Source organism: Streptomyces mauvecolor (assembly GCF_039532965.1).
GTDB lineage: Bacteria > Actinomycetota > Actinomycetes > Streptomycetales > Streptomycetaceae > Streptomyces > Streptomyces violascens.
Genome location: NZ_BAAASQ010000021.1, coordinates 126,498 through 142,971, shown reverse-complemented (window position 1 = coordinate 142,971; position 16,474 = coordinate 126,498). Strand labels below are relative to the sequence as shown.

The 16,474-nt window shown below is 67.4% G+C and carries 14 protein-coding genes; 5 read left to right on the top strand and 9 right to left on the bottom strand.

Going from position 1 to position 16,474, the window contains the following annotated elements; genetic code table 11:
- Nucleotides 1-251: 251 nt before the first annotated feature.
- The 5 genes from ABD346_RS26025 (at nucleotide 252) to ABD346_RS26005 (ending at nucleotide 6,394) form a co-directional block, all read left to right on the top strand.
- Nucleotides 252-1,289 (top strand): ABC transporter permease, encoded by a 1,038-nt coding sequence (locus tag ABD346_RS26025; protein WP_344378156.1) that lies wholly within the window; start codon nucleotides 252-254, stop codon nucleotides 1,287-1,289.
- A gap of 28 nt (nucleotides 1,290-1,317) precedes the next feature.
- Complete coding sequence (locus ABD346_RS26020; RefSeq protein ID WP_344378153.1) at nucleotides 1,318-3,099, top strand: ABC transporter substrate-binding protein; 1,782 nt, start codon at nucleotides 1,318-1,320, stop codon at nucleotides 3,097-3,099.
- A 70-nt stretch (nucleotides 3,100-3,169) separates the two neighbouring features.
- Nucleotides 3,170-4,147 carry an ABC transporter permease gene (locus tag ABD346_RS26015; protein WP_344378152.1) on the top strand — a complete coding sequence of 326 codons (978 nt, stop codon included), beginning with the start codon at nucleotides 3,170-3,172 and terminating at the stop codon, nucleotides 4,145-4,147.
- 28 nt (nucleotides 4,148-4,175) lie between these two features.
- Entirely contained in the window at nucleotides 4,176-5,243 is a 1,068-nt protein-coding gene (locus ABD346_RS26010; protein WP_344378150.1) for an ABC transporter ATP-binding protein, read from the top strand.
- A 20-nt stretch (nucleotides 5,244-5,263) separates the two neighbouring features.
- Nucleotides 5,264-6,394, top strand: coding sequence for an ABC transporter ATP-binding protein (locus ABD346_RS26005; RefSeq protein ID WP_344378149.1), 1,131 nt, complete (start codon nucleotides 5,264-5,266; stop codon nucleotides 6,392-6,394).
- A gap of 209 nt (nucleotides 6,395-6,603) precedes the next feature.
- Here ABD346_RS26005 and ABD346_RS26000 read toward each other — a convergent pair whose 3' ends face one another.
- The 9 genes from ABD346_RS26000 to ABD346_RS25960 all read right to left on the bottom strand — a co-directional run bounded on the left by ABD346_RS26000 (nucleotide 6,604) and on the right by ABD346_RS25960 (nucleotide 16,452).
- On the bottom strand, nucleotides 6,604-7,638 hold the full coding sequence (locus ABD346_RS26000; protein WP_344378147.1) for an ABC transporter ATP-binding protein: 1,035 nt from the start codon (nucleotides 7,636-7,638) through the stop codon (nucleotides 6,604-6,606).
- Nucleotides 7,631-8,605: an ABC transporter ATP-binding protein gene (locus ABD346_RS25995; RefSeq protein WP_344378146.1), complete on the bottom strand. Its 975-nt coding sequence runs from the start codon at nucleotides 8,603-8,605 to the stop codon at nucleotides 7,631-7,633. The genes ABD346_RS26000 and ABD346_RS25995 overlap by 8 nt, the downstream gene beginning before the upstream one ends.
- Nucleotides 8,606-8,616: 11 nt before the next feature.
- Nucleotides 8,617-9,591 (bottom strand): ABC transporter permease, encoded by a 975-nt coding sequence (locus ABD346_RS25990; RefSeq protein ID WP_344378144.1) that lies wholly within the window; start codon nucleotides 9,589-9,591, stop codon nucleotides 8,617-8,619.
- Complete coding sequence (locus ABD346_RS25985) at nucleotides 9,584-10,507, bottom strand: ABC transporter permease (protein ID WP_189962813.1); 924 nt, start codon at nucleotides 10,505-10,507, stop codon at nucleotides 9,584-9,586. Before ABD346_RS25985 ends, ABD346_RS25990 begins: the two co-directional genes overlap by 8 nt.
- An 83-nt stretch (nucleotides 10,508-10,590) precedes the next feature.
- Nucleotides 10,591-12,219 (bottom strand): peptide ABC transporter substrate-binding protein, encoded by a 1,629-nt coding sequence (locus ABD346_RS25980; protein ID WP_344378142.1) that lies wholly within the window; start codon nucleotides 12,217-12,219, stop codon nucleotides 10,591-10,593.
- A gap of 164 nt (nucleotides 12,220-12,383) precedes the next feature.
- Entirely contained in the window at nucleotides 12,384-13,532 is a 1,149-nt protein-coding gene (locus ABD346_RS25975) for an ABC transporter ATP-binding protein (protein WP_344378140.1), read from the bottom strand.
- Nucleotides 13,525-14,583, bottom strand: a complete 1,059-nt coding sequence (locus tag ABD346_RS25970) for an ABC transporter ATP-binding protein (protein WP_344378138.1) — start codon at nucleotides 14,581-14,583, stop codon at nucleotides 13,525-13,527. Before ABD346_RS25970 ends, ABD346_RS25975 begins: the two co-directional genes overlap by 8 nt.
- A 14-nt stretch (nucleotides 14,584-14,597) precedes the next feature.
- Nucleotides 14,598-15,533, bottom strand: a complete 936-nt coding sequence (locus ABD346_RS25965) for an ABC transporter permease (RefSeq protein WP_344378136.1) — start codon at nucleotides 15,531-15,533, stop codon at nucleotides 14,598-14,600.
- Nucleotides 15,526-16,452 (bottom strand): ABC transporter permease, encoded by a 927-nt coding sequence (locus ABD346_RS25960; protein ID WP_344378134.1) that lies wholly within the window; start codon nucleotides 16,450-16,452, stop codon nucleotides 15,526-15,528. The genes ABD346_RS25965 and ABD346_RS25960 overlap by 8 nt, the downstream gene beginning before the upstream one ends.
- Nucleotides 16,453-16,474: the final 22 nt, after the last annotated feature.

Sequence of the window (16,474 nt, the reverse complement as noted above, 5' to 3'; positions counted from 1 at the left end):
CGGCGCCGCGACCTGCATGTTGCCCCCGCGTTACGGAAATTGATGGGCATTTAGCAGGAGATTCCGGATAAGCCGGGAGCCTGTCAAGCACGCGTCCGCACCGAAGAATGAAATCTTGCACCAAGTAAAGCGATGAGTTCACCTCGGCCTGTACCAACCTCTTGACTCGCACCGCCGCACCCATGAATGTTCCGGTCAACAAATGACGCAACAGCGCCGCTGAATCCTTCCTGCGCGGAGGGCAATGCGAAATGTCGAGTTCCACAAGAGCTGCCATGGAGCCATCCGATCCACTTCCCGGAGAGGGTGAGGCCCCCGGCCCGGCCGACGGCATCGAACCGAAGACGGGCGAACTTGTCGGACGCTCACCCGGGCGTCTCGCATGGATCCGGTTCAAACGCGACAAGGTCGGAATCCTGTGTGCCTTTACGGTCCTCGGATTCATCCTGGTCGCAGTGGCCGCTCCACTCATCTCCAAGCTGTACGGAAAAGATCCCTACCAGTTGTACGGGCAGGACCGCGGGCTGCTGAACAGCTACGGCATTCCGCTCAAGCCCAATGGCGGGATCGACGGCGACTTCTGGTTCGGCCTCGAACCGAAGCTCGGCCGCGACGTGTTCACGCTTTTGATCTACGGCATCCGCACCTCGCTGCTCATCGCCCTCGCGGTCACCACGATCGCGGTGGTGATCGGCGTCCTCATCGGCCTGGTGCAGGGGTATCTGGGCGGCCGGACCGACTACTTCCTCGGCCGGTTCTCGGACCTCATGCTGTCCTTCCCGCAGCAGCTGTTCTTCATCGCCTTCACCCCGGTGATCGTGGCCCTGTTCGTCTCGCCCACCGAGGAGGAGCCCGCCTATGTGCGGGTGGTGGCGCTGATCCTGGTGCAGCTGGTCCTCGGCTGGATGACGATCGGCCGGCTCATCCGGGCCCAGGTGCTCTCGCTGCGCGAGCGCGAGTTCATCGAGGCGGCCCGGCTCAGCGGCGCCTCGGGGTGGCGGATCATCCGCAAGGAGCTGCTGCCCAACATCTGGTCGACCGTGCTCGTGCAGGCCACCTTGCTGCTCCCGGTCAACGTCACCGCCGAGGCGGGGCTTTCCTACCTCGGCGTCGGGGTCCACAGCCCGACTCCCGACTGGGGCCTGCTCTTCCAGTCCGGGGCCACGTACTACGACTCCGATCTCACCTTCATGTTCTTCCCCGGCATCGCGATGGTCGTCTTCGTCGTCGCGTTCAACCTGCTCGGGGATTCGGTCCGGGACGCTCTCGACCCCAAGACCGTGCGCTGAAGCCGATCATCCTGACAGGCAGGAACTCATGAGAATAGACAAGGCGCGCCAGGTTTCCGCGGTGTTCGCGGTGGGGGCACTGGCGCTGACGGCCGCGTGCAGCAGCGGCGGGGCGAGCGACAATGGCAAGGGCTCGGACACGGGCAAGCAGGCCTCGGTGCAGAACTTCGGCGTGGGCACCAAGGCCGACTCCACCGGACCGGCCGTCGCGGTCGACGGCGCGAAGTCCGGCGGCACCGCCTACAGCCTCGACCAGGCCGGCTTCGACTACCTGGACCCGGGCCAGCAGTACGTGAGCGACCAGCTGTCGGTGCAGCTGCTCTACAACCGCTCGCTGACCGGCTACAAGATCGACCCGAAGACCGGCAAGACGATCGTGGTCGGCGACCTCGCCACCGACACGGGCACGCCCTCCGACGGGTCGAAGACCTGGACGTACACCCTCAAGGACGGGCTGAAGTTCGAGGACGGCACGCCGGTCACCAGCAAGGACATCAAGTACGGCATCGAGCGGCTCTTCGCCGACTACGAGACGCAGGGGCCGCAGTACGTCCAGAAGTGGATCTACGGCCCCGACTACCGCAAGAAGTACGCCGGTCCCTACGACGGCAAGGAGATCCCGGACTCGCTGATCTCGACGCCCGACGACAAGACGATCGTCTTCCACTTCCTCCAGCCGCACGCGGACACCCCGTACGCGATGGCGATGCCCAACATCTCGCCGGTCCCCAAGGTCAAGGACGACAAGCAGAAGTACAACAACCACCCGGTCTCCACCGGCCCGTACAAGATCGCGAGCTATCAGCCGGGCAAGTCGCTGTCCTTCGTGCGCAACACCAACTGGGACCCGAAGACGGACCCGATCCGCAACGCCTACCCCGACAAGTGGGAGTTCCAGCTCGGCATCCAGGAGCCGGGGCTCACCAACCGGCTCGCCGCGGACACCGGCACCGACAAGTACGCCATCAACATGGCGCAGTCGGCGGACCCCTCGAAGATGCAGACGCTGACCTCGGACCCGCAGTACAAGAGCCGGACGGTGAACGAGTACCAGCCCTACGTCGAGGTGTTCAACCTCAACACCAAGCGGATCACCGACCCGAAGGTGCGCCAGGCGCTCCAGTACGCCTTCCCGCTCCAGCAGGTCCAGCAGGCCATGGGCGGCGGCGCGCAGGGCGACCTCGGCACCTCGCTGCTCAGCCCGACGGTGTCCGGCTACAAGAAGTTCGACCCGTTCGGCAAGCTCGCCAAGCCCATGGGTGACCCCGAGAAGTCCCTCCAGCTCCTGAAGGACGCCGGCGTCACCACCCCGTACAAGATCTCGCTGGCCTACGCGAACACCCCGAAGTGGGACACCGTCACGCTGACCATCCAGAAGGCCCTGGAGAAGGCCGGCTTCAAGGTGGACCGCAAGGCCATCGACACGACCTCGTACTACACGGTGGTCGGCAAGGTGAACACGCCGTACGACATGTACCGGGCGAGCTGGGGCGCGGACTGGCCCAACGGGTCGACGGTCGTGCCGCCCACCATGGACGGGCGCAACCTCACGGACGGCACCAACAACTACTCGTTCCTGAACGACCCGAAGGTCAACTCCGAGATCGACCGCATCAACCAGATCACGGACCTGCCCAAGCAGGCGGCCGCGTGGGAGCAGCTCTCCGAGTACGCGCTCCAGACCGACGCGTCGCAGATTCCGTTCCTCTTCGACAAGTACTTCAACCTGTACGGTTCCGGCCTCGGCGGCGTCACCTACAACCAGGTCTACGGGACGATCAACCCGAACTCGATCTTCGTGAAGCAGTAGCACGTGCGGCCCGGTTTCCCCGGCCCCGAGGCGGGCCGGGGAAACCGCATAGCGACGGAAGAGTCAGCCGATGTTCCGTTTCCTGGTGCGCCGTGTGCTCGGTGCCATGGTCATTCTGGTTCTGATCAGCATGATCACGTATTTCCTCTTCTTCTTCCTGCCGTCCGACCCCGCGCTGCTCTCCTGCGGAAAGCAGTGTGATCCGCAGAATGTCGCCCTGATCCGCAAGAACCTCGGGCTCAACCTGCCGATCTGGACGCAGTACTGGCATTACATGGTCGGCATATTCGCCGGCCGTCATATGCCGGTCGGCAATTGCCCGGCGCCCTGTTTCGGCTATTCCTTCGCCAACCAGCAGCCGGTCTGGGGCACGATCGCCGACAGCTATCCGACGACGCTGACCCTCGCGGTCGGCGGTGCGGCCGTCTTCCTCACCATCGGCGTCTCGCTCGGCCTGATCTCGGCCTGGCGCCAGGGCACGGTCTTCGACCGGGTCGCCAGCGCCACCTCGCTGCTCGGGCAGTCGGTGCAGATCTACTTCATCGGACCGCTCGCGATCCTGTTCTTCTCCACCAAGCTGGGCTGGCTCGACCGGGGCCACGACGTGGACTGGGCGCACGACGTCTGGGGGTCGGTCACCGGGATGATCCTGCCCTGCCTGGTCCTGTCGGTGATCTTCTGGTCCAACTACAGCCGCCAGACCCGGTCGTTGATGGTCGAGCAGCTCTCCGAGGACCACATCAGGGCGGCCCGCGCCAAGGGCATGTCGTCCCGCTACGTCTTCCTGCGGTACGCGCTGCGCGGCGCGATGGCCACCATCGTCACGATCTTCGGCGTGGACCTGAGCGCGGTGCTCGGCGGCGCGATCATCACGGAGGTCACCTTCGGCCTGCACGGCCTCGGGCTGCTCTCGGTGCAGGCGGTGCTCCGCAGCGACCTGCCCCTGGAGATGGCCGTCATGCTCATCGGCGCCTCCCTCATCGTCGTCTGCAACATCGTCGTGGACCTGGCGTACGCCTTCATCGACCCCCGGATCAGGCTCGCCTGACGCCCGCAGACCTTCAGGAGAACCACCTGTGTCCACCCTGAACCAGTCCGCCGCCGAGCCGGTCTCCGCGCCGGCGCGCTCGTTCCTCTCGGTCCGCGACCTGTACGTCCATTTCGCCACCGAGGACGGCACCGTCAAGGCCGTCGACGGCCTCTCCTTCGATCTGGAACGCGGCTCCACGCTGGGCATCGTCGGCGAGTCGGGCTCCGGCAAGTCGGTGACCAACCTCGCGATCCTGGGGCTGCACAACCCGCGCAACACCACGATCGAGGGCGAGATCCTGCTGGACGGCCAGGAGCTGACCGGCGCCACCGAGCGGCAGCTGAACCGGCTGCGCGGCAAGAAGATGGCGATGATCTTCCAGGACTCGCTGGCCGCGCTCTCGCCGTTCTACACGGTGGGCCGGCAGATCGCCGAGCCCCTCATGAAGCACACCGGCGCCTCCCGCCGCGAGGCGCGGGCGCGGGCCGTGGACATGCTGCGCAAGGTCGGCATCCCCCAGCCCGAGCTGCGCGTCGACGACTATCCGCACCAGTTCTCCGGAGGCATGCGCCAGCGCGCCATGATCGCGATGGCGCTGGTCTGCGACCCGGAGCTGGTGATCGCGGACGAGCCCACGACCGCGCTCGACGTGACCGTCCAGGCCCAGATCCTCGACCTCCTGAAAGACCTCCAGCAGGAGACCGGCGCGGCGATCATCATCATCACCCACGACCTCGGGGTGATCGCCAAGACCGCCGACCAGGTGATGGTGATGTACGCCGGCCGGTGCGTGGAGCGCGGCACCGTCAAGGAGGTCATGCACCGGCCCCAGCACCCCTACAGCTGGGGGCTGCTCGGCTCCGTACCGCGCCTGGACTCCTCGGTGGAGACCCCGCTGATGCCGATCCCCGGCGCTCCGCCGAGCCTGCTCTCACCGCCGCCGGGCTGCCCGTTCCACCCCCGGTGCGGCTTCTCGGGAGAGGTGGCGGGCGGCACCTGCAACACGGTCCGGCCCGATCTGCCGGAGGACCAGCGCCGGGGGTCCGCCTGCCATCTGACGGGCCATCAAAAAGAGGAAATCTTCACCACCCAGATCCGTCCGAGGCTGCGCTGACAAGGATGCGGGACATCGCCATGAGTGAGAAAGCCACCAGCCTCGTCAAGCAGCGGGACGGCGCGCCCGGGTCCGGCGGCACGGGCCCATTGCTCGAAGTGACCGGGCTCGTCAAGTACTTCCCGATCAACATGGGGTTCCTCTTCAAGCGGCATGTCGGCGATGTGCGCGCCGTGGACGGGATCGACTTCAGCATCGGGCGGGGCGAGACCCTCGGCCTCGTCGGCGAGTCCGGCTGCGGCAAGTCGACCACCGGCCGCCTGGTCACCCGGCTCCTGGAGCCCACCGCGGGAAAGGTCGTCTACGCCGGGCAGGACATCACCCACGCCTCCCGCCGGGACATCGCGCCGATCAGGTCCGAGATCCAGATGATCTTCCAGGACCCGTACGCCTCGCTCAACCCGCGCCAGACGGTCGGCGACATCATCGCCAACCCGATGCTGGTCAACGCCATCAAGCCACCCGGCGGCGTGGAGCGGCGGGTACGCGAGCTCCTGGAGACCGTCGGCCTGAACCCCGAGCACTACAACCGCTTCCCGCACGAGTTCTCCGGCGGCCAGCGCCAACGCATCGGGGTGGCAAGGGCCTTGGGGATGGAGCCCAAGCTGATCGTGGCCGACGAGCCGGTCTCGGCGCTCGACGTGTCGATCCAGGCGCAGGTGGTCAACCTGCTCCAGAACCTCCAGCGGGAGCTGGACATCGCCTTCCTGTTCATCGCGCACGACCTGGCGATCGTGCGGCACTTCTCGCAGCGGGTCGCGGTCATGTACCTGGGCCGGATCGTCGAGGTCGGCGACCGCGAGTCGATCTACCGGCGCCCGCGCCACCCGTACACCCACGCCCTGCTCTCGGCGGTGCCGGAGGCCGTGGTGGACGAGGAGGGCGAGGGCCGCGAGCGCATCCGCCTCGCCGGGGACGTGCCCTCGCCGGTCGACCCGCCGTCCGGCTGCCGGTTCCGCACGCGGTGCTGGAAGGCGCAGGAGCGCTGCGCCACCGAGACGCCCCCGCTGGTACGCATCGAGGGCAACCGGGAGGGGCACCTGACGGCGTGCCACTTCCCGGAGGAGCCGACGATCACGGCCCGGGACGAGGACGTCGTCCTTGATCCGGCTCTCGCCGCGATCGAGGAGGCGACGGATACGGCCCATTGACCCGAGCCTGAGCCTCCGCTCGGAATCGGGGCCCGCGCCCGCACACCCCGGCCACCACAGCGGGCGCGGGCCTCGACGTTCGGCCCAGCACCGTGCCGCCAAGGGGCGCGGGGAACTGCGCGACCAGCCCCCATCGGCCCGCGGTCGAAGGCGGGTTTCAGGGGCGCGGCGAACTGCGCAGTCAGCCCCCACCGGCCGCAGCCGAACCCTCACTCCGGATCCACCGGAACAACCCGCTTCTCCTCCGCGAAGTGGCAGGCCGAGGGATGATGCGCCGGGCCGGAGGCCAGCCGGAACTCGGCCGGCACCTCAAGCAGCGGCACCTCGAGCGCGCACCGCTCCCGCGCCTTCCAGCAGCGCGTACGGAAGGGACACCCCGACGGCGGATTCGCGGGCGAGGGCACGTCCCCGGTCAGGATGATGCGCTCGCGCTGCTCCCGCGCGGACGGGTCGGGGACCGGCACCGCGGAGAGCAGCGCCTGGGTGTAGGGGTGGGTGGGGTGGTCGTAGATCTCCTCGTCGCGGCCGATCTCGACGATCCGGCCGAGGTACATCACCCCGACCCGGTCGGAGATGTGCCGCACGATGGACAGGTCGTGGGCGATGAAGACGTAACTGAGGGAGAACTCGTTCTGGAGGCGGTCCAGGAGGTTGACGACCTGCGCCTGCACGGAGACGTCGAGCGCGGAGACCGGTTCGTCCGCGACGATGATCTCGGGCTGGAGCGCCAGCCCCCGCGCGATGCCGATGCGTTGGCGCTGGCCGCCGCTGAACTGGTGGGGGTAGCGGTTGATGTACTCCGGGTTGAGCCCGACCACGTCGAGCAGGTCCTGGACCTTCTGGCGGCGGTCGCCCTTCGGGGCGACCTCGGGGTGGATCTCGTACGGCTCCCCGATGATGTCGCCGACCGTCATGCGCGGGTTCAGCGAGGTGTACGGGTCCTGGAACACCATCTGGATGTTGCGGCGCACGGCCTTCAAAGCCCGGCCGGACATCTGCGTGATGTCGTCGCCCTTGTACTTGATCTGCCCGGCCGTCGGCCGCTCCAGATTGACCAGCATCTTGGCGACCGTGGACTTGCCGCAGCCGGACTCGCCGACGATGCCGAGTGTCTCGCCGGGCGCGAGGTCGAAGGAGACCCCGTCGACCGCCTTGACCGCGCCGACCTGCTTCTTGAAGAGGATGCCCTGGGTCAGCGGATAGTGCTTGACCAGGTCCCTGACCTCCAGAATGGCCTCAGCCATCGAGGGTCTCCTTCCAGAAGAAGCACGCGCTCTGCCGGCGGGCGGCCACGTCGAACAGCGGCGGCACGTCGGTCCGGCAGACGTCCTGGGCCATCGGGCAGCGCGGGTTGAAGGCGCAGCCCGGCGGGATGTGCATCAGGTTGGGCGGCAGGCCCTTGATCGCGTACAGCTCCTGGCCCTTCTGGTCCAGGCGCGGGATCGATTCGAGCAGCCCCTTGGTGTACGGGTGCGCGGGTTTCTTGTAGATCTCGTGCACCGGGGCCTGCTCGACGATGCGGCCCGCGTACATCACCGCGATCTTGTCGGCGACATCGGCGACGACACCCAGGTCGTGGGTGATCAGGATGAGCCCCATGTTCAGCTCGCGCTGCAACTCGGCGAGCAGATCCATGACTTGGGCCTGGACGGTGACGTCGAGGGCGGTGGTCGGCTCGTCCGCGATGATCAAGGACGGTTCGAGGGCCATCGCCATCGCGATCATGATGCGCTGGCGCATGCCGCCGGAGAACTGGTGGGGGTACTGGCCGACCCGCTCCTTCGCGGCCGGGATGCGCACCCGGTCCATCAGCTCGACGGCCTTGGCCCTGCCGTCCTTCCTGGACATGCCGCGGTGGACGGTGAACATCTCCGAGAGCTGGTCGCCCACGCTGAGCACCGGGTTCAGGGAGGACAGCGCATCCTGGAAGATCATGGCCATCTCGGAGCCGCGGATCTTGCGCCGCTCGTCCTCCTTGAGCTTGAGGAGGTCCTTGCCCCGGAAGAGGATCTCGCCGCCGGCGATCCGTCCGGGCGGCATGTCGAGGATGCCCATGACGGCCTGAGCGGTGACGGACTTGCCCGAGCCGGACTCGCCGAGCACGGCGAGGGTCTCGCCCGCGTCCACCGAGTAGTTGACGCCGTTGACGGCCTTGGCGACCCCGTCCCGCGTCTTGAACTCCACCTGGAGATCGCGCACTTCGAGCAGCATGGTCCCTCTCCTCACCGCAGCTTGGGGTCGAGGGCGTCGCGCACCGCGTCGCCGAGCATGATGAACGCGAGCACCGTGATCGCAAGCGCCCCGGCCGGCCAGAGCAGCATGTGCGGGGCGTTGCGGATGTACTGGGAGGCGGCCGAGATGTCGATGCCCCAGGAGACGGTGGGCGGCTTGAGGCCGACGCCGAGATAGGACAGCGTCGCTTCGAGCGCGATGTACGTACCGAGTGCGATGGTCGCCACGACGATGACCGGGGCGACCGCGTTGGGCGCGATGTGGCGCAGCAGCATCCGGGAGTTGGAGGCGCCGAGCGCGCGGGCCGCCTGGACGTAGTCGTTCTGTTTGGCGGTGATGACGGAACCGCGGGCGATGCGGGCGATCTGCGGCCAGCCGAGCAGGATCATGAAGCCGATGACGGGCCAGACGGTGGCGGAGGTGACCACCGACAGGAAGACCAGGCCGCCGAGGACCACGGGGATGCCGAAGAAGATGTCGGTGACGCGGGAGAGCAGCGCGTCCCATCCGCCGCCGAAGAATCCGGCGAGCCCGCCGACGAACGAGCCGAACAGGGCGACGCCGACGGTGGTGCACACGCCGACGGTGACCGAGGTGCGGGCGCCGTAGACGGTCCGCGTGTAGACGTCGCAGCCCTGCCCGTTGTAGCCGAAGGGATGTCCTGGCTGGGAGCCCTCCTGCGCCTTGGCGAGGTCGCACTGGAGCGGGTTGCCGTCGGCGATCAGCGAGGGCCACAGGGAGATGACGACCAGGAAGAGGATGACCAGCCCCGAGATGATGAAGACGGGGTTGCGCCGCAGGTCGCGCCAGGCGTCCGACCACAGCGAGCGGGGCTTCTCGGAGGGTCCTGTGCCGAGCGGGCCCCCAGGGGTCTTCTCAAGAGTTGCGGCCTCGCTCGCCGCGAGGTCCATCGCCCCGCCCGCCCCCGTCCCGGCGATCGCTCCGTCGTCGTAGGGCTCAGGCATAGCGAATCCTCGGGTCGAGTACGGCGTACAGAAGGTCGACGATGAGGTTGGCGACCAGGAAGACCAGCACGAGCACGGTCACGAAGCCGACCACGGTCTGGGTGCTCTGGCGCAGGATGCCCTGGTAGAGCTGGTAGCCGACGCCGTGGATGTTGAAGATCCGCTCGGTGACGATCGCGCCGCCCATCAGAGCGCCGACGTCCGTGCCGATGAAGGTGACGACGGGGATGAGCGAGTTGCGCAGCAGGTGCTTGGTGATCACCCGGCGCCTGGGCAGGCCCTTGGCGACGGCGGTGCGGACGTAGTCGGCGCGCGAGTTCTCGGCGATCGAGGTCCGGGTGAGGCGGGTGACGTACGCCAGCGAGACGGACGCCAGCACGAGGCCCGGGATGAGGAGTTCGTTGAACGGGGCCTCCGGCGAGACCGTGGGTCTGATGACCCCCCATTCGACGCCGAGCAGCAACTGGAGCAGCAGGCCCGTGACGAACACGGGGATGGCGATGACGATGAGGGTCAGCATCAGGACGACGGTGTCGACGGGCCGCCCGCGCCGCAGCCCGGTGACCACGCCGAGGCTGATGCCGATGACGATCTCGAAGAGGATCGCCACGATGGTCAGCCGGATGGTGACGGGGAAGGCGGCCGACATCAGCTCGGTGACCTTCTGACCGTTGAACGCGGTCCCGAAGTCGCCGGTGAACACGTTCCCCATGTACGTCAGGTATTGCTGCCACACCGGCTTGTCGAGGCCGAACTCCTTCTTGAGCTGGGCCGCGGTGGCGGGGTCGCAGGCCTTGTCGCCGCACAGGCCGGCGATCGGGTCCCCCATCACGTTCACCATCAGGAAGATCAGCAGCGTGGCCCCGAAGAAGACCGGGATCATCTGGAGCAGACGCCGGATCACATACCGTCCCATGAGGCCCTCCGGGGGTCGTCGGAACTCTCAACGGGCTGGGCCCGGCGCAAAGTTGAGCGCGCCGGGCCCTGCGCCCCGCGGCGTCAGCTCACCTTGATCTGGTCGTAGACCGGGACGCTGAAGGGGTTCAGCGAGACGTTGGAGATCCGGGTCGAGTAGCCCGCGCTGCCGTTCTGGTACCAGAGCGGGATGGCCGCCATCTGGTCCCGTACGACGCCTTCGGCCTGCTGGAAGTCGGCGACCGCCTTCGCCTTGTCGGTGTCGGCGTTGGCCTGGTCGACCAGCTTGTCGAACTCGGCGTTGGACCACTTGCCGTCGTTGGAGGAGGCACCGGTGTAGTACAGCGGCTGGAGGAAGTTCTGGATCAGCGGGTAGTCCATCTGCCAGCCCGCCCGGAAGGGGCCGGACATCTTGGACTGGGTGATCTGGCTGCGGAAGTCCGCGAAGGTGCCGACCGGCCCGCCGACGCACGCCTTGTCGTTGCCGAGCGCGTTGTTGATGCTGTTGCAGACCGCGTCGACCCATTCCTTGTGCGAGCCGGTGTCCGCGTTGTACGAGATCTTCAGCTGCCCGCCGGGAATGCCGCCGCCCTCGGTGATGAGTTTCTTGGCCTCGGCGGGGTTGTAGGTGCACGAATCCCCGCACAGCCCGGCCTTGTAGCCGCCGGCCTCGCCGAGCACCGGCGAGGTCCAGTCGGTGGCGGGGGTGCGGGTCTTCTGGAAGATGGTGTCGGTGATCTGCTGCCGGTTGATCGCCATGGAGATGCCCTTGCGGACCTTGACCGCGTCCGGGGTGTTCCAGGCGGCGTCGTAGTACGGGAAGGCGAGGGTCTGGATGATGCCGGCCGGGGTGTTGATGTACCGGTCGCCGAGGTCGGCCTTCACGTTCTTCAGCTGGGAGGCGGGCACGTCGTCGACGAGGTCGAGGTTGCCGGCCGTCAGATCGGTGTAGGCGGTGTTGTTGTCGGTGTAGACCTTCAGGTCGATGCCGCCGTTCTGCGCCTTGTCCGCGCCCATGTACCCGGCCCACTTGCGCATCGCCAGCTTGGAGCCCTTGGTGTACGAGTCCACCGTGTACGGGCCGTTGCCGACGGGCTTGGACAGCCAGGCCGCGTGGTTGTCGAAGAACGCCCTGGGCAGCGGCGCGAACGCGGGGTAGCCGAGGGTGTCGGGCCAGGTCGAGAACTTCTGGTTGAGCTTGACCGTGAAGGTCTTGTCGTCGACGACCTTGAGGCCGGACATGGTGTCGGCGGCCGGGGACCCGCTCTTGGGGTGGATCTGGGCATAGCCGTCGATGTAGGAGAACATCGACGCGTTCTTCTGGTTGTTCTTCAGGTTGGCGCCGTAGTTCCAGGCGTCCACGAAGGACTTGGCGGTGACCTTCTCGCCGTTGGAGAACGTCCAGCCGTCCTTGAGGTTGACCTTGAAGTTCTCCGAGTCCGAGGTCTCGATGCTCTGGGCGAGCATGTCCTTGGCCTCGCCGGTCTTCGGGTCGTACCGCTTGAGGCCGCGCATCAGCATGTCGAGGACCTTGCCGCCCTGGACCTCGTTGGTGTTGGCCGGCTCCAGCGGGTTCTGCGGGTCGCCCCAGGAGGAGCTGACGATCCCTTCGGCGCCACCACCGCCGCTGCTCCCTCCGCCACCGCAGGCCGAGGCCGCGAGGGCGACGACCACCGCACCTGCGGCCCACTTGGCGTGCGTGGCGTGGCGCATGGAGTCCTCCTAGGGTGTCCCGCTTTGGTCCCAAGTCTCACTTAGGCCCAAATATCACCCCGGAAGCGCGGATACCGCACCTTTACCAGCGCCGTACGGGCGCACAAACGGGTGGGCCCGCGATTCCGGTCAGGAACCGCGGGCCCACCCGTGTGATGCCGGTGTCAGGCCGCGCCGACGACGTCCTTCTCCTCGGCGAAGTGGCACGCCGACTCGTGCGCCACCGGGCTGTCCAGACCCTGGAACCGCTCCGGGATCGCGAGCAGCGGCATCTCGGTCGAGCAGCGGTCCTCCGCCTTCCAGCACCGGGTGCGGAAGCGGCAGCCCGACGGCGGGTTGGCGGGCGAGGGCACGTCACCGGTGAGGATGATCCGCTCGCGGTGCTCGCGCGCGTCCGGGTCGGGGACCGGGACGGCGGAGAGCAGCGCCTGGGTGTAGGGGTGCGTCGGGTGCTCGTAGATCTGCTGGTCGGTGCCGATCTCGGCCATCTTGCCGAGGTACATCACGCCGACCCGGTCGGAGATGTGCCGGACGATCGACAGGTCGTGCGCGATGAACACGTACGACAGGTTGAACTCGTTCTGCAGCTTCTCCATCAGGTTGATGACCTGTGCCTGGACGGACACGTCCAGGGCGGAGACCGGCTCGTCGCAGATGATGATCTCGGGGTTCAGCGCGAGGCCGCGGGCGATGCCGATGCGCTGGCGCTGACCGCCGGAGAACTGGTGCGGGTACCGGTTGATGTACTCCGGGTTGAGACCCACGACGTCCAGGAGCTCCTGGACCTTGCGGCGCCGGTCGCCCTTCGGGGCCACCTCGGGGTGGATGTCGAAGGGCTCCCCGATGATGTCGCCGACCGTCATGCGCGGGTTCAGCGAGGTGTACGGGTCCTGGAACACCATCTGGATGTTGCGGCGGACCGCCTTCAGGGCGCGCCCGGACAGCTTGGTGATGTCCTGGCCCTTGTAGAAGACCTCGCCTGCGGTCGCCCGCTCCAGCGTCATCAGGAGCCTGGCGACGGTGGACTTGCCACAGCCGGACTCGCCCACGATGCCGAGCGTCTCGCCCTGGTACAGGTCGAAGGAGATCCCGTCGACGGCCTTGACCGCGCCGACCTGCTTGCGGAACAGGATGCCGCTGGTCAGCGGGAAGTGCTTGACCAGATTGCGGACCTGGAGGATCGGCTCGCCCCGGTCGACCGGAGCGTCGAGGATCGCCTCGACCTCGGTGGTCGTGGAGGCGTCCGCCTTGACGACGTCGGTGACGTTGGGGGTCGCGTCCACGGCCTCGTCCTTCTTGTCGAGCTCAGCCATGGATCGTCTCCTTCCAGAAGTGGCAGGCGCTGCCGCGGCCGACCAGGTCGGTGCCGTCCTTCTCGGTGACCGGCAGCAGAGCCGGGACCTCGGTACGGCAGATGTCCTGCGCCTGGGGGCAGCGCGGGTTGAACGCGCAACCGGCCGGGATCTTCAGGAGGTTGGGCGGCAGGCCCTTGATCGCGTAGAGGTCCTGGCCCTTCTGGTCCAGGCGCGGGATCGAGGCGAGCAGTCCCTTGGTGTACGGGTGCGCGGGGCGCTTGTAGATCTCGTGCACCGGGGCCTGTTCGACGATGCGGCCCGCGTACATCACCGCGATCTTGTCCGCGACGTCGGCGACCACGCCGAGGTCGTGGGTGATGAGGATCAGGCCCATGTTGTACTCGCGCTGCAGCTCCGCGAGCAGGTCCATGACCTGGGCCTGGACGGTCACGTCGAGCGCGGTGGTCGGCTCGTCCGCGATGATCAGGTCCGGCTCCAGGGCGAGCGCCATGGCGATCATGATGCGCTGGCGCATACCGCCGGAGAACTGGTGGGGGTAGTCGGTCACCCGGGACTTGGCGGCCGGGATCTTGACCTTGTCCATCAGCTCGATGGCCTTGAGCTTGGCGTCCTTGCGGGACAGGCCCTGGTGCACCTGGAACATCTCGCCGAGCTGGTAGCCGACGTTGAGGACCGGGTTGAGCGCGGAGAGCGCGTCCTGGAAGATCATCGCGATCTTCTGGCCACGGATCTTGCGGCGCTCCTCGTTGGACATCTTGAGCATGTCCTGGCCGTGGAAGAGGATCTCGCCCTGCGGGATCTTCCCCGGCGGCATGTCGAGGATGCCCATGATCGCCTGGGCGGTCACGGACTTGCCGGAGCCGGACTCGCCGAGCACGGCGAGCGTCTCGCCCGCGTTCACCGAGTAGTTGACACCGTTGACCGCCTTGGCCACACCCTCCCGGGTGTGGAACTCCACGTGCAGGTCGCGGACTTCGAGCAGCGCGCCGGACTCGTCCCCGGAGGGACGCTGTGCCGGGACGTCGAGGGTCTTGTCGATAGTGGTCACGTCGTACGCCCTCCTCAGCGCAGCTTGGGGTCGAGGGCGTCGCGCACCGCGTCGCCGAGCATGATGAACGCGAGAACGGTGAGGCTCAGCATGCCCGCGGGGAAGAACAGTGCGTGCGGGGCCGTGCGGATCACGCGCTGGGCCGACGAGATGTCGATGCCCCAGCTGATCGTCGGGTCCTGCAGACCGATACCGAGGTAGCTCAGCGTCGCCTCGGCGCCGATGTAGCCGCCGAGCGCGATGGTGGCGACCACGATGACCGGGGCGACCGCGTTCGGCAGGATGTGCCGGAGCATGATCCGGAACGTGCCGGCGCCGAGCGCACGGGCCGCGGTGACGTAGTCGGCGGCCTTGGCGGTGATGACGGCGCCGCGCATGACACGGGTCATCTGCGTCCAGCCGAGCACGGCCAGGGCGAACACCACGGTCCACACGGTGCGGTTGGTGAACGCGCTGAGCATGACCAGCGAACCGAGCAGCAGCGGGATGCCGAAGAAGATGTCGGTGATCCGGGAGAGCAGGGTGTCGACCCAGCCGCCGAAGTAACCGGCGATCATGCCGGTGATGCCGCCCACGATGGTGACCGCGGCGGTCACGCAGATGCCGACGATGATCGAGGCCCGGGCGCCGTAGAGCGTACGGGCGTAGATGCTGCGCCCCTGACCGTCGTAGCCGAACCAGTCGGGCTGGAACACATGACCCCAACTGGGGCCGGTCAGGTAGTGGTTGCGCAGGTCACCGGCGCGCGGGTCCACCGAGGTGAACATGCCCGGCGCGATCGAGATCACGATGAGCAGCAGGATGAGCAGCGCCGAGAGGATGAAGACCGGGCGGCGGCGCAGGTCGCCCCACGCGTCCGACCAGAGGCTGCGCGGCTTGTCGACCTGGTCGGCCGGGGCGTTCACGGCCGCCGCTCCGGGGACCGAGGTCTTCTCGATGGTGTCAGGCATACCGGATCCTCGGGTCCAGGACCGCGTAGAGCAGGTCGACGATCAGGCTGGAGAGGAGGTAGACGACGACCAGGACGGTCACGAAACCGACCACCGTCGCACCTTCCTTGCCGTTGATGGCGCGGTAGAGCGCGTTTCCGACACCCTGCACGTTGAAGATTCCCTCGGTGACGATCGCGCCGCCCATCAGGGCGCCGAGGTCGGTTCCGAGGAAGGTCACCACCGGGATCAGCGAGTTGCGCAGCAGGTGGCGGGTGATGATGCGGCGCTTGGGCAGGCCCTTGGCGACGGCGGTGCGGATGTAGTCCGCGCGCAGGTTCTCGACGATCGAGGTGCGCGAGAGCCGTGCCACGTAGGCGAGCGAAAGGGAGCCGAGCACGATGGCCGGCAGCATCAACTGGCTCAGGTCCATGGAGTCCTGGACGGTGGGCTTGACCCATCCGAGGCCGTCCGAGAAGACCGCCTGGAAGACATAGGCGAGGACGAAGATCGGCACGGAGATCACCAGCAGGGTGACGACCAGGACGAGCTTGTCCATGAGCTTGTTGCGGCGCAGACCCGAGAGGACACCGAGCAGCACGCCGAGCACGAGCTCGATGGTGAAGGCCATGAGCGCGAGCCGGACGGTGACCGGCAGGGCCTCGCCCATCACGTCGGTGACCTTGCGGCCCGACATGGTCATGCCGAAGTCGAAGTGGGCCAGGTTGGAGATGTAGTCCCAGTACTGCTTCCACAGCGGCTGGTCCAGGCCCAGTTGGTGCTTGATGGCGGCGAGCTGGGCGGGGTCCGCCGCCTTGTCGCCCCACATGGCTCTGACGGGGTCGCCCGGCAGGGCGTACACCATCAGGAAGATGAGCAGGGTCGTCCCGAGGAATACCGGGATCATCTGGAGCAGTCGCCTCGCGACATAACGCCCCATGGTGCCTCCATAGATGGGTCGG

What these genes read in the sequence shown, in the direction of transcription:
- ABD346_RS26025 (WP_344378156.1), top strand. Translation starts at nt 252, where the DNA reads ATGTCGAGTTCCACAAGAGCTGCCATGGAGCCATCCGATCCACTTCCC.
- ABD346_RS26020 (WP_344378153.1), top strand. Translation starts at nt 1,318, where the DNA reads ATGAGAATAGACAAGGCGCGCCAGGTTTCCGCGGTGTTCGCGGTGGGG.
- ABD346_RS26015 (WP_344378152.1), top strand. Translation starts at nt 3,170, where the DNA reads ATGTTCCGTTTCCTGGTGCGCCGTGTGCTCGGTGCCATGGTCATTCTG.
- ABD346_RS26005 (WP_344378149.1), top strand. Translation starts at nt 5,264, where the DNA reads ATGAGTGAGAAAGCCACCAGCCTCGTCAAGCAGCGGGACGGCGCGCCC.
- ABD346_RS26000 (WP_344378147.1), bottom strand. Translation starts at nt 7,638, where the DNA reads ATGGCTGAGGCCATTCTGGAGGTCAGGGACCTGGTCAAGCACTATCCG.
- ABD346_RS25995 (WP_344378146.1), bottom strand. Translation starts at nt 8,605, where the DNA reads ATGCTGCTCGAAGTGCGCGATCTCCAGGTGGAGTTCAAGACGCGGGAC.
- ABD346_RS25990 (WP_344378144.1), bottom strand. Translation starts at nt 9,591, where the DNA reads ATGCCTGAGCCCTACGACGACGGAGCGATCGCCGGGACGGGGGCGGGC.
- ABD346_RS25985 (WP_189962813.1), bottom strand. Translation starts at nt 10,507, where the DNA reads ATGGGACGGTATGTGATCCGGCGTCTGCTCCAGATGATCCCGGTCTTC.
- ABD346_RS25980 (WP_344378142.1), bottom strand. Translation starts at nt 12,219, where the DNA reads ATGCGCCACGCCACGCACGCCAAGTGGGCCGCAGGTGCGGTGGTCGTC.
- ABD346_RS25975 (WP_344378140.1), bottom strand. Translation starts at nt 13,532, where the DNA reads ATGGCTGAGCTCGACAAGAAGGACGAGGCCGTGGACGCGACCCCCAAC.
- ABD346_RS25965 (WP_344378136.1), bottom strand. Translation starts at nt 15,533, where the DNA reads ATGCCTGACACCATCGAGAAGACCTCGGTCCCCGGAGCGGCGGCCGTG.
- ABD346_RS25960 (WP_344378134.1), bottom strand. Translation starts at nt 16,452, where the DNA reads ATGGGGCGTTATGTCGCGAGGCGACTGCTCCAGATGATCCCGGTATTC.